Below are 12611 nucleotides of genomic sequence, written 5' to 3' on the forward strand. Positions count from 1 at the left end.
GCTCGTCAGCGGCAGGAGCTGCTTCGGATAGGCCTCCCGCGACAGCGGCCACAGCCGCGTTCCCGTGCCGCCCGACAGCACCACCGGCGTCACGGCCCCGGCCGCATCACCCGAAAGCCGCTTTCCCTCTCCAGACATCACAGCATTCCCTTCCACGCATCACAGGCAAGTCTCTCGCGCCACCTCATAGAGCGGCCGAACCGCACTGTACACTTCTATCGACGCCTTCCCGCCTGGCGGCCGGCATCCCTCGCATCAGGGCCTTCCCCCTCACCGCGGCCATCCCTCGCATCGGCGAGGTCTCCAATGCGTGTCGGCCCCATCTGCCGCGCGCGAACGCGACTTGACGAAGCACGCCGGACAGGATGTAACCCTTGGCGACGAATACGGCGACGCCACAGGCTATTACCTGCTCATACGCTCGAAGATGCTGAACACTCTTTTGACGGTCCTTTTGACGGCGATCTGAGTATGACGCTCCGACATGCCCAAGACGACTTGAAATTTGATGGAGTTTAGAGCGCATCGAGCTGCGTTCGGCCGCGCGAACAATCAGAACATTGATCGGGAATTGGGACTATAATGGTAACCGACGTTAAGCTGAACGGAAAAGTTGCTCTCGTTACGGGCATCACGGGTCAGGACGGCGCATATCTGGCCGACCTTCTGCTGTCGAAGGGCTACATCGTTCACGGCATCAAGCGTCGATCCTCGTCCTTCAACACCGGTCGTATCGAGCACATCTACCAGGATCCGCACGAACAGAACCCGCGCTTCGTGTTGCATTACGGCGACATGACGGATTCGACCAACCTGATCCGCATCGTGCAGCAGTGCCAGCCGGACGAGATCTACAATCTCGCGGCCCAGAGCCACGTCCAGGTTTCCTTCGAGACGCCGGAATACACCGCCAACGCCGACGCGGTGGGCGCCCTGCGCCTTCTCGAAGCGATCCGCATCCTCGGCCTCGAGAAGAAGAGCCGCTTCTACCAGGCCTCGACTTCCGAGCTCTACGGCCTCGTCCAGGAAGTGCCGCAGAGCGAGAAGACCCCATTCTACCCGCGTTCGCCCTATGCCGCGGCAAAGCTCTACGCCTACTGGATCGTGGTCAACTACCGCGAGGCCTACGGCATCCACGCCTCCAACGGCATCCTGTTCAACCATGAGAGCCCGCTGCGCGGCGAGACCTTCGTCACGCGCAAGATCACCCGCGCCGCCGCGGCGATCTCGCTCGGCCGCCAGGACAAGCTCTATCTCGGCAACCTCGACGCCCGCCGCGACTGGGGCCACGCCCGCGAATATGTCCGCGGCATGTGGCTGATGCTGCAGCAGGACGAGGCCGACGACTACGTTCTCGCAACCGGCGAGACCACCCCGGTTCGCACCTTCGTCGAGTGGGCGTTCGCCGATGTCGGCATCACGCTGACGTGGACCGGAGAAGGCGTGAACGAGCGCGGCATCGATGCCGCCAGCGGCCGGGAACTGGTCGCCGTCGATCCGCGCTATTTCCGTCCGACCGAGGTCGATCTCCTCATCGGTGACCCGACCAAGGCCCACACCAAGCTCGGCTGGAAGCATGAGACCCCCGTGCGCGAGCTCGCCCGCGAGATGGTGCAGGAGGATCTCCGCGTCATGCAGACGGCAACGATCATGAAGGAGGCCTGAGATGGCGGCTTACTCACTCGCCGGCAAGCGCGTCTGGGTCGCCGGGCATCGCGGGATGGTCGGCTCCGCGCTGGTGCGTCGGCTGGCGCGTGAAGGCTGCGAGGTGCTGACGGCGAGCCGGGCGGATGCCGACCTGAAGAACCAGGCGCAGACCTCCGCCTGGGTCGAGCGCAATCGCCCGGATGCCGTGTTCCTGGCGGCCGCCAAGGTCGGCGGCATCATGGCCAACGACACCTATCCGGCCGATTTCCTCTATGACAACCTGATGATCGAGGCCAACATCATCGAGGCCTCGTTCCGCGTCGGCGTCGAGAAGCTGCTGTTCCTCGGCTCCTCCTGCATCTACCCGAAGTTCGCCCCGCAACCGATCGTCGAGGATGCCCTGCTGACCGGGCCGCTCGAGCCGACCAACGAGTGGTACGCCATCGCCAAGATCGCCGGCATCAAGCTGGCGCAGGCCTACCGCAAGCAGCACGGCGCCGACTTCATCTCGGCGATGCCGACCAACCTCTACGGGCCGGGCGACAATTTCGATCTGAACTCCAGCCATGTGATGCCGGCGCTGATCCGCAAGGCGCACGAGGCGAAGCTCGCCGGCGCCGCCTCGATCACCATCTGGGGCACGGGCACCCCGCGCCGCGAGTTCCTGCACGTCGACGACTGCGCCGACGCCTGCGTGCACCTGATGAAGGTCTATTCCGACACGGTTCACGTCAATGTCGGCAGCGGCGAGGACGTGACCATCCGCGAACTGGCGGAGCTTGTCTGCAAGGTGGTCGGCTTCTCCGGCGACATCGTCTGCGACACCAGCAAGCCGGACGGCACGCCGCGCAAGCTGATGAGCGCGGACAAGCTGCGCGGCCTTGGATGGAAGCCCTCCATCGCGCTCGAAGCCGGCATCCGCGATGCCTACACGGCGTTCCTGAACGCCAACTACGCCGAGCGTGTCCTCGGACCGGCACACTGAACGCCTGAACGCACGCCGTCCGCCCGCCAGCGGCAGGACGGCGCGCGTCTCCCCCATTGATCGGAAGAAGGCCGGGAAACTGGAGAAGCTATGATTCAGTCATACCGTCATCGCTTGAGCAGGATGCTGCGCATGTCGGCACCTTCCGAGCCGGGGACGCGCCTGCTGCTGAACTCTCCAGCCGTTCCGGACGCCGACATCATCTTCGTGGTCGATTTCGTCTATGGCCGGGTGCTGAAGCGGAAGCCGGACGCACACGGGCTGCTCTATCACTATCAGGCGCTGCGCGGCGGGCTCGACGTCATCCATTTCATCAACGGGATGATCGAAAGCGACGAGGCCCGGGAGAAATCCTGCCGTGGCCTCAGCTTCGACGACGCGTCGTCGATCGTTGCCTTCGTCTACGAACGGCATGCAGGCCGGAAGGGCAGTGAGCGCGATATCGCGCCCTATGTGGCCGCGCTCAGGACGGACGCGTCCGCCGATGCGTCGGCTGGCGGCGCCGAAGCGGACGAGCCCGTGGCCTCGTCCGGTCTTTCCGAGCAGGACGTCGCCTTCCTCATCAATTTCGCCTACGAGAAGTGCCTGCACCGACCGGCCGATCCCGGCGGTCTCGCCAACTATTCGTCCGCCTTCCGGGCGGGCATCCCCATCCGCCAGATTTTTCAGGAGATCGACGGCAGCACCGAGGCCGCCCTGCGCCGCGCCGAGGATGCGCGGCTCGACGACCTGTCCGACGGCGAGTTCGTGCTTGCGATCTCCGACGCGCTCCTCAACGGCGGCGGTATCGTGCCGCGTGACCTGGAGGGGTTGAAGACGTTTCTTTCCGAGGATTCGGAACGCCGCAAGGAACTGGTGCAGCGCCTCGTCGCCCAGCACGTCGAGCGGCAGCAGGAGGACAGCAGCATCGAGATCGACCCCGATCGTTGCTGGATCATGGGCACGGACCGCTATCTGACGCGCGACGACTGGAACGAGCGCGTCAAGGAACTCGGGCTCGACGGTCCGCGCCAGTCAGGCTCCGGCCTGCCGCCTGTCTCGGAGCGTTCGTTCGAGCACACCGGCGAATATGTCGTCTCGGCCATCGCCTCGCTCTATCGCGGCGGGAAATACCTCGAAGCGTTCCTGGACAACATCACGTCCCAGACCATCTTCGACCGCAGCGAGCTCATCATCATCGATGCCGATTCTCCTGAGGGAGAGCATGAGCTGATCTCGGAGTACCAGAAGGTCTATCCGAACATCGTCTACAAGCGCATGAACTACCGGATCGGCATCTACGACGCCTGGAATGTCGGCGTCGAGCTGTCGCGCGGGCGCTACCTGACGAACACCAACCTCGACGACCTCAGGCGGAACGACTCGTTCGAGCTGCAGGCGCGCGCCCTTGACGAGTTCGCCTACGCGGACATCGCCTACCAGGACTTCCTGTACAGCTTCGACCACGCCTTCTCTTTCGAGGACGTCGAGCGCTGCGGTTTCCGAAGCGACCTGCCGATCATCACGACCAACAACCTGATCGCCTACAATTCGCCCCACAACGCCCCGGTCTGGCGCCGAACCCTCCATGACGAGCTCGGATTGTTCGACACCACGCTGAAGTCGGCGGGCGACGCGGAGTTCTGGCTGCGCTGCCGGGTGGCCGGCAAGGAATTCCACAAGATCAACACGCCGCATGTGGTCTATTTCCAGAATCCGGAAGGCCTTTCGACGAGAGCCGATTCCCGTGGGATGATCGAATCCCGCCGCAACATGCAGAAATATTGCCGAAAGCTGACGTCGCCCTACCTCACGATGTCGCGGACGAAGTTCGCGGAGGAAGTCGGCGTTTCGCCGGACGGCCTCGTCGGCGTTCCGCATTATTCGATCGCTCACGACGCCCTGCGTCTTCTGGGCAAGAAGCGCATGGCCGCCCTTCATGAAATGCCGGCAGCTTCTGGCGTCGGGCGCGTCGGGGAATTCTGACCATGAAAATCGTCGTCGACGGCGTCTTCTTTCAGCTTGCCTCCACCGGCATCTACCGGGTGTGGGCCTCCATCCTTCCGCTGATGGCGCGCTTGCCGGACACCGAGATCGTTCTGCTCGACCGCGGCAAGAGCCCGCCCCTGCCGGGCATCCGCAAGATCGAGTTTCCACGGTACACCTGGAACAGCAGCGCCGCGGACTCCCGCCTCCTCGAGATGTTCTGCGAGGACGCCGGAGCGGACGTGTTCGTCTCCACCTACTACACCACGCCGCTGACTGTCCCGTCGGCGCTCATCATCCATGACATGATCCCGGAAGTCTTCAAGTTCGACTTCAGCGGTCGCGGCTGGATGGAGAAGGAAATCGCGATCGCCTACGCGAGCCGGTTCATCTGCGTGTCGGAGAATACGCGCAGCGATCTTCTCAAGTTCTATCCCGACATTCCCGAGGAGCGGGTCGCAATCGCCCATTGCGGCCTCGACAAGGCGAATTTCCGCGTGCGGGACGCCGCCGAGATCGCGGCCTTCCGGGCGCGATACGGCCTCGACAGGCCGTATTTCATCCACGTCGGCTCGCGTGAACAGACCCATGGCTACAAGAATGCCGTGCTGATGTTCAAGGCGATGCAGAACCTGCCCGGCGTCGATGCCGATATCCTGTGCGTCGGCGGAGAGCCCAAGGTGCCCGCAGAATGGTGCGAGGACCTGCAGCCGGGAACGCGGGTGCATCACGTGCACCTGACCGACGACGAGCTTTGCCTCGCCTATGCCGGCGCCGAGGCGCTGGTGTTTCCTTCGCTCTATGAAGGGTTCGGAATGCCGCTGACCGAGGCGATGTCCTCGGGATGCCCGGTGATCACCACCGAGCTGGGCTCGCTCGGCGAGGTCGCCGGCGACGCCGCCCTGCTGATCTCGGGCAAGGACGTCCGGGAGCTGCGCGAGGCGATGCGGAACGTCCGCGATCCCGCGACCCGGGAGCGGTTGATCGCCGCCGGCTTCAGGCGCGTCGCCTCGTTCGATTGGGATGTGCTCGCTCGCGCCGTCCACACGCAGCTGCAGAATGCGCTGGAAGACGGCAAGACCGCGGAGTCCCAGGCCTTCCACGCCGAGTGGCGCCGCGTGCGCCTGATCCAGGAAGCGGTCGACCCGCTGCTGTAGGGCAGCGGGACGTGTTTGGTTTGGTCTGGTCGCCAGTCGATCGGACCGGCGTCAAGCACCATCGCCGGCGGCCCCGCCGCCCGCGTCGTTTCACGATGCAGGTGGGGTCTGCGGGAACGACGCCCTGCGGATGAACAGCCACACCGCGCGGCCCTGCGGATCGACGAAGGCACGCTTTGTCTCGAATGCGGGATCGTTCCGCAGCGTATCGATGATGCGGCCCTGAAAGCCGACACTCGGGAAGCTGAAATTGCCCGGCTGGCCGATGGTGCCCTCATCCGCCGCCACGACGATGTCGGACTGCTTGATGGCATCGAGATACTGCGCCCAGTCCGTCCAGGTGTACCCCGTCAGATAACGCCCGAACTGGCGCTGCTGACGCGCCCAGAAATCGATCGTCGCGTCGTATGCAGGTCCGGGGACCGAGAAGAACAGCGTCACCGGCGGCTGCCCGGGCGCCCTGCTCTGCATCTTCTCGATGATCGTCGGGAAAATCGCCTCGTTGGCCTTGTTGACGACGACCATCGTCGGATTGTCGCGTCCGAGATTGCCGGTCTTCGGCGTCCAGGCGACGACGAAGATCGCCGCACCGATGGCGAGGACGATCTTGGGCGACAGCTTCAGCGACGATGCGATCAGCCCCAGCGCGTAGACGGAAGCGGCGATGACCGGACCATAGAAGATGCTGCCGAGATGGAACGTCTTCATCACGCTGGCCGTCGGGAGCGCGTACGCGACGAACACCGTCAGAAGCAACAGGCAGAACCGTACGAGGAGAGCGTAGTGTCTGCCGGCCGCGAGGACGACGAGGCAGGCCGCCCAGATCGGCAGGCACGCATACCAGAACCAGCCGAGCAGGATCGTTCCGTTGAAATGGTTCAGGTAGAACGAGATGTGCCCCCAGAGCGACGCGCGGGTCGTCCACACGTCCTTGTCGGTGACCAGCGCGGCGTAGACGTACTCCCAGACGTGTTCCCAGCTGAAGCACAGATAGAGGATGATCGGTGCCAGTGCCGTCGCGATCAGCGACGCGGACCGGCGCAGGACCGGTGCGAACCCGGTGCGGCGGTCGAGCAGGAAGCACGCCGCTGCCTGCAGCACGATCCCCGAGCCGATCACGACGATGGCGACCGGCATGCCGGACGGCTTGGTGAGGATGGCGAGGCCGATCAGCAATCCGAGGCGGATCGCGGCCGGATATCGCATGCCGGTGAGGTCCGCCGACGCGGTCAGGACCACGCTGAACCCGACGAGCAGGCCCCATCCGATGTCCGGGCGGAATTCCGAGATCAGGAAGCCGAACATCGGGGCGGCGAACATCGCCACGATGATGCCGACGCGGCTCCAGTCCGGCAGACTGTCCAGCGTGCGCCAGGCGAGCAGTGCCATCACGACGAGCCAGACGCCGTTGAAGGCGTAGGGCGCCGCATATTGCTCTGCGCCGAACAGGAAGCCCAACGTGCCGATGACCGCCAGCACCGGGGAATGGGCCGGCATAAAGGTGAAGCTCTTCAGGAAGCCCAGGATGCCGCCAGCATCGAAATAGGTCAGGCGCGATATGGCATCGTTGAGATAGGACACATCGTCATAGATCGGAACGAGCGTCAGCCTTCCGGCCCTAATGATGTAGGAGAACGAGACCGCGAAGAACAGCGCGCAGAATGCCGCCAGGAAAAGCCGCGCCGCTCTCGATTGCCCCTGCACGATCAATCTCCCTTACTGAATCAACCCGCGCGACATGCGCTCACGACGGACTGGAGCGCTTTCCGATCTGATGGACTCATCAGATCGACAAGAAATCGCTCCAGATTCAAAACCTAGAGCATATCCTTGCCGTTCAGATCGGTTCGATCTGAACGGCAAGGATATGCTCTAGGATCGCTTTCCGAAGACGCCGCGAGACATCAGGATGTAGCTGGCGGCGGGTATGGCGACGATGACCGCAGCCACGCCCAGGACATGGCTGAGGTGCAGAATATCGACCAGGATCGTCATGATGAGCGCGGACGCGATCAGGCACGAGATCTGGACGGCGAAGAACCGGGGCAGTTCGTAGGACAGGTCGCCTGTCGCGCGAAAGGTCCAGTATTTCTGCCCGGCGAAGGAAACTGGTATCGCGATGAGATAGGCGACAATGCTCGAAACAAGGCCGCTGAGCCCGAGCATGTCCACGCCGACGAAGGCGCATACCGCATAAACGGCCGAGGCGGCTCCTCCGGTCATGGCAAAGCGCACGAGGCGCCCGAGCAGGGCGCGGTCGACACCGGCGATGCGTCGCGACCCGACCGTTCCGCGCGTCATCGGGTCGGCTGTCCGCCGCCGGGCCGCTTCCCGGTCACATAGTACTGCGCGCCGAATGGAAGGCGGGAAAACAGCCGGTCGACCGCGCGCAGCGGCGCGTTAGCCGCCGGGATCGACAGGATGAACCGCGGCGTGACCTCCTCGAAGCCTGCCTTGTCGAGAAGCCCGACGACCTCGCCCTTGCGCAGGAGCACCGCGTCCTTGTCGAACGGACACCGGTTGACGACCCGCATGGTGAGCGGGTTCAGGGGATTGTGCTCGAACACCGCGAACAGTCCGCCCGGGCGAAGCACCCGGAGCGCCTCCCGCGTGAAGTTGGCCCAGGCGGCGGGAGGCACATGGTGCATCACGCAGATGGTGAAGGCCGCGTCGAAGCTCGCGTCGGGATAGGGCAGCCGCGTGCCATCGTAGCTCTCATAGCGCACGCCGGGGTTCTCGATGCGGGCCTGCTCGACGCATTCCGCGGCCACGTCGACACCGGTAAGCGTCCCAACCTTCGGCTGCAGCAGCTTGTGATAGTTGCCGACGCCGCAGCCGATATCGATCACGTCGAGGCCCGCGACGTCTCCGAACGCCGCAGCCAGCAGGTCGCGGAGATAGTCCGCCTTCACCCGGGTGAAGAAATCGACGTCGAGACCCGAGAAGCCGAGCGATGCGTTCACCGCATCGCGATAGCTCGTCTTGTAGGTGTCGAATTCCTGCGCCACCGAGCGCTGCTTGGGGTCCATCCCGTTCACCAGACTTTCCAGGGTGCCTTGCCGGACTGCCACATGTGCTCGAGTTCGCGCTTGTCCCGCAACGTGTCCATGGGATGCCAGAATCCGGTGTGGCGGAACGCGACGAGTTCGTTCGCAGCCGCCAGACGTTCCAGCGGCTCCCGCTCCCACGTCGTTTCATCGCCGTCAATATAGTCGATGACGGAGGGGTCGAGAACGAAGAACCCGCCGTTGATCCAGCCCATCTCCTGGCTTGGCTTCTCACGGAAGCGCTGCACCATCTCCGCTTCGCCGAATTCCAGGATGCCGAACCGCCCCGGAGAGGGTACGGCGGTGATCGTCGCCTTGCGCCCATGCGCCTTGTGGAAGTCGACCACCGCCCGGATATCGATCTCGGCGACGCCGTCGCCATAGGTCAGGCAGAACGGCTCACCGTCGAGATAGCGGGCAATGCGCCTGACGCGACCGCCGGTCATGCTGTCGATTCCGGTATCGACCAGCGTGACCTTCCAGCTCTCGCTGGGATTCCCGTGAAAATCGACCTGATTCGCGCCCAGATCGACAGTTATGTCGTAGTTCTCCATGAAATAGTTCACGAAGTAATTCTTGATCATCTGCCCCTTGTATCCGCAGCAGATGATGAATTCGCTGAAGCCCGCCGAGGCGTATATCTTCATGATATGCCACAGGATCGGCTTCCCCCCGATTTCCACCAGGGGCTTGGGACGCAATTCGGTTTCTTCGGAAAGGCGGGTACCGAGACCGCCTGCCAGGATGACGACTTTCATGACAGGCCTCCCTCGACCAATGTGCCCGACGCGGGCGTCTCGCGCGGGTCGGCTCCGCCCCCGGTGTGATCGACCGCCGTCTCGATGATCGTCAGCGGCATGGACTTCACGTTCTTGTAGATACGGCCGATATATTCGCCGATGATCCCCAGGAAGATCCCGTTCATGCCGATAGAGAACAGCAAAAGAATCGTATTGCTGGCAATGCCGGGTGGCCAATCGGATGGGGCGAGAAGCTTGCCGAAGATATAGTAGAGCGACGCCACAGCCGCGATGAGGAACATCGCAAGACCGGTGAAGGTCGCGATCCGCAGCGGAATGACGGAGTGATGGAAGATGCCGTCGAGCGCGAGACTGGCGAGCTTGCGGAGATTGAATTTGCTGCTGCCGCGCTCGCGGGCGGAGCGGTCGTAGACGATACCGATCTGCTTGAAGCCCATGGCGGCGATCAATCCCCGCAGGTAGGGCTGCTGGTCGGAATAGCGCCTGAGTTCCTCAACGATACAGCGATCGATCAGCCGGAAGTCGCCGGCATCATGCGGCAACGGATCCTCGCTCAGGAGGTCGATGCCGCGGTAGAACAGCTTGCGGACGCGGTGCAGCAGCCAGTTCTCATTCGGTCGGCTGCGCCTCACGCCGTAGACGACCTTGTAGCCCTGCTCCCAGAGGGCGAGGAACTCAGGCAGGATCTCCGGCGGATCCTGCAGGTCGACATCGATCTGGATCGCGGCGTCGCCGCGGCAGTTCACATAGTTGGTGAAGATCGACCGCTGGAAGCCGAAATTCCGGGAGAAACGCAACACCCTGACCCGGCGGTCCCTGGCCGCCAGTTCCGCCAGCCGCACGAAGGTGTCGTCGCTGCTGTGATTGTCGGTGAACAGGATTTCGAAGGCGTAGCGATCCGCAAGCGAGTCCATCAGCGGCCGCATCCGCTCGTAGAACGGCAGAATGTTGTCCTGCTCGTTGAACACGGGCACGCAGATCGAGATCAGCTTGCGGGCGGGATCGGTGCTGTCCGTCATGTCCGCTCTCCGGCCTGCGGGGATTCGTATTGGCGGACGAAGTGCCGTGCCGCCTGCGCGATGTCGAAACGCGGCCGGAAGCCGGTCGCCTCGCGAAAACGCGCGGCGTTGCCCAGGAGCCAGAGGTTCTCGTCCGGCCGGTAGGATATTGCTCCGAAGCGCAGCAGGTCATGCGGCTTGCCGAGCGCATCAGCCAACGCGAGCGCGACATCCCTGATGCTCACGGGCAGCCCTGAGCAGAGATTGAAAGGCCCGGCCTTTCCGTCAAGAGCGGCCATTGCCCCGAGCAGCAGCGCCAACACGACATCGTCGACATAAAGCAGATCGCGGATCTGATCGCCGGGGGAAAGGTCGACCGGCTCGTCCCGCGTGAGCTTCGCAGCGATCGCCGGAAACAGCCGGTGAGGCGCCTCCCCCGGCCCGAATACGCCGAACACCCGCAGCCACTGGAAGACGAGGCCCTCCTGCGCGGCGACCGCCCTGCCCCAGAGCCCACCAGCAGCCTTGGCGGCGCCGTAGAGGGCACTGGTCGTGATGGGATAATCTTCCGCGATCGCCGTTCCATGGGGCGCTTCGATATATTCGGCGCTCGATCCGGCATAGACCACGGCCCGGGCGCCGAGGCGCGCCGCCGTCCGGACGACCGCGGCCGTTCCCGCCACGTTGACGTCAAACATCAGGCCGGGATCGCGGGCGCTGGGCGTGACCCCGTAGGCGGCGAGGTGAAACACGACGTCACACCGGATGTCCCGCAGGGCCGCGGAGAGCGTCGTGTCATCATAGCGCGCCACGCCGATCGCTTCCGCGCCCCGGGGCAGGCCCGCAGCCTCGCGCCCCACCGCCACGACGCTCCATCCCTGCCGCAGCAGTTCCGCCGTCAGCGCGCGGCCGATGAAGCCGCTCGCGCCTGTGACGAGGGCGCGCCCCGCCATCAGAGACCCCTTTGGCGGCGATAGGAATCGATCTGCTCCGCGACAAGGGTCGCGACCGGGCTGCCGAGCTCGCGGGCGCGATACCACCGGGCCGTCATCGCGATGGTCTCGGAGAAGCCCAGCACCGGCGCCCAACCCAGCTGCTGGCGGGCCTTCGAATTGTCGAGCCGCAGGTAGCCGGTCTCGACCAGCGACGACGGCTCGATGGAAACGGGCACCGCGTCGTCCTGCCACGCATCCATAATGGCAGAGACGAGTTCGCCGACGGTCACTTCGTTCTCGTGGCCGGGCCCGAAATTCCAGTTCCCGGTCGACTGCTTGTCCCCGGCGAGAAGACGCTCTCCGAGATGCAGGTAGGCATGGACGAGTTCGAGGACATGCTGCCAGGGACGCACGGCACCCGGATTGCGCAGGACGACCGGCTCCCGCACCTGAAGCGCACGCATGATGTCTGGAATCAGGCGGTCTTCCGACCAGTCGCCGCCACCGATCACGTTGCCGCCGCGTGCCGTGGCCAGGCAGATTTCGCCGGCCATCGGCAGCATCGTCTGCCGGTAGCACGCGGCCACGAGTTCGGCGCAGGCCTTGCTGGCGCTGTAGGGATCCTTGCCGCCGAGCACGTCGGTCTCGCGATAGCCCCAGGGCCATTCGCGACTCTCGTAGACCTTGTCCGTGGTGACGCAGACGATCGCCTTGACCGATGCGCAGCTGCGTGCCGCCTCCAGCACATGCAGCGTGCCCATGACGTTTGAGCCGAAGGTTTCGATCGGCGCACGGTAGGAATGACGGACGAGAGGCTGGGCGGCCAGATGGAAGATGATCTGCGGCGAGAACGCTTCGACGACGCCGCTCACAAGGGCGAAATCGCGGATGTCGCCGATGTGGGATTCCATCCCCTCGGCAACGTTCGCCTCATCGAACAGGCTCGGCGAGCCGTCAGGTGGCGCGAGCGCAAGCCCCGCGACAACCGCCCCCTCGCGCTTCAGCCACGAGCACAGCCAGCTTCCCTTGAAGCCGGTGTGACCCGTCACGAGCGCACGGATGCCGTTATAGGTTCTCATCTGCAATCGTCTGCACGATCTCACCGACCTGTGGTCA

General features: G+C 64.3%; 12 protein-coding genes. 4 read left to right on the forward strand and 8 right to left on the reverse strand.

Features of this window, described 5'->3' with window-relative positions:
- A partial coding sequence (locus tag BUF17_RS04505) for a sugar phosphate nucleotidyltransferase (RefSeq protein WP_139282417.1) occupies window positions 1–138 on the reverse strand: 138 nt, incomplete at its 3' end.
- A 444-nt stretch (window positions 139–582) separates the two neighbouring features.
- Between BUF17_RS04505 and gmd the strand changes: the two genes are divergently transcribed.
- The 4 genes from gmd (at window position 583) to BUF17_RS04525 (ending at window position 5754) form a co-directional block, all read left to right on the forward strand.
- Complete coding sequence (gene gmd / locus BUF17_RS04510; protein WP_073626098.1) at window positions 583–1665, forward strand: GDP-mannose 4,6-dehydratase; 1083 nt, start codon at window positions 583–585, stop codon at window positions 1663–1665.
- A gap of 1 nt (window position 1666) precedes the next feature.
- Window positions 1667–2632: a GDP-L-fucose synthase gene (fcl, locus tag BUF17_RS04515; protein ID WP_073626100.1), complete on the forward strand. Its 966-nt coding sequence runs from the start codon at window positions 1667–1669 to the stop codon at window positions 2630–2632.
- A 132-nt stretch (window positions 2633–2764) separates the two neighbouring features.
- Entirely contained in the window at window positions 2765–4597 is a 1833-nt protein-coding gene (locus tag BUF17_RS04520; protein ID WP_073626102.1) for a glycosyltransferase, read from the forward strand.
- Window positions 4598–4599: 2 nt separating this feature from the next.
- A complete protein-coding gene (locus BUF17_RS04525; RefSeq protein ID WP_073626104.1) occupies window positions 4600–5754 on the forward strand; it encodes a glycosyltransferase family 4 protein in 1155 nt (384 codons plus the stop codon).
- Between the two features lie 90 nt (window positions 5755–5844).
- On the opposite strand, the gene BUF17_RS04530 is transcribed toward BUF17_RS04525, so the two are convergent.
- The 7 genes from BUF17_RS04530 to rfbG all read right to left on the reverse strand — a co-directional run bounded on the left by BUF17_RS04530 (window position 5845) and on the right by rfbG (window position 12574).
- Window positions 5845–7458, reverse strand: coding sequence for a hypothetical protein (locus BUF17_RS04530; protein ID WP_073626106.1), 1614 nt, complete (start codon window positions 7456–7458; stop codon window positions 5845–5847).
- Between the two features lie 168 nt (window positions 7459–7626).
- A complete protein-coding gene (locus BUF17_RS04535) occupies window positions 7627–8055 on the reverse strand; it encodes a GtrA family protein (protein WP_073626108.1) in 429 nt (142 codons plus the stop codon).
- On the reverse strand, window positions 8052–8783 hold the full coding sequence (locus BUF17_RS04540; RefSeq protein WP_073626110.1) for a class I SAM-dependent methyltransferase: 732 nt from the start codon (window positions 8781–8783) through the stop codon (window positions 8052–8054). The genes BUF17_RS04535 and BUF17_RS04540 overlap by 4 nt, the downstream gene beginning before the upstream one ends.
- A 5-nt stretch (window positions 8784–8788) precedes the next feature.
- Entirely contained in the window at window positions 8789–9559 is a 771-nt protein-coding gene (rfbF, locus tag BUF17_RS04545) for a glucose-1-phosphate cytidylyltransferase (RefSeq protein ID WP_073626112.1), read from the reverse strand.
- Window positions 9556–10581 carry a glycosyltransferase family 2 protein gene (locus BUF17_RS04550; protein WP_073626114.1) on the reverse strand — a complete coding sequence of 342 codons (1026 nt, stop codon included), beginning with the start codon at window positions 10579–10581 and terminating at the stop codon, window positions 9556–9558. The genes rfbF and BUF17_RS04550 overlap by 4 nt, the downstream gene beginning before the upstream one ends.
- Window positions 10578–11513: an NAD-dependent epimerase/dehydratase family protein gene (locus BUF17_RS04555; RefSeq protein ID WP_073626116.1), complete on the reverse strand. Its 936-nt coding sequence runs from the start codon at window positions 11511–11513 to the stop codon at window positions 10578–10580. Before BUF17_RS04555 ends, BUF17_RS04550 begins: the two co-directional genes overlap by 4 nt.
- Window positions 11513–12574 carry a CDP-glucose 4,6-dehydratase gene (rfbG, locus tag BUF17_RS04560; RefSeq protein ID WP_073626119.1) on the reverse strand — a complete coding sequence of 354 codons (1062 nt, stop codon included), beginning with the start codon at window positions 12572–12574 and terminating at the stop codon, window positions 11513–11515. The genes BUF17_RS04555 and rfbG overlap by 1 nt, the downstream gene beginning before the upstream one ends.
- Between the last annotated feature and the right edge of the window lie 37 nt (window positions 12575–12611).

This window comes from Pseudoxanthobacter soli DSM 19599 (genome assembly GCF_900148505.1).
Classification (GTDB): Bacteria; Pseudomonadota; Alphaproteobacteria; order Rhizobiales; family Segnochrobactraceae; genus Pseudoxanthobacter; species Pseudoxanthobacter soli.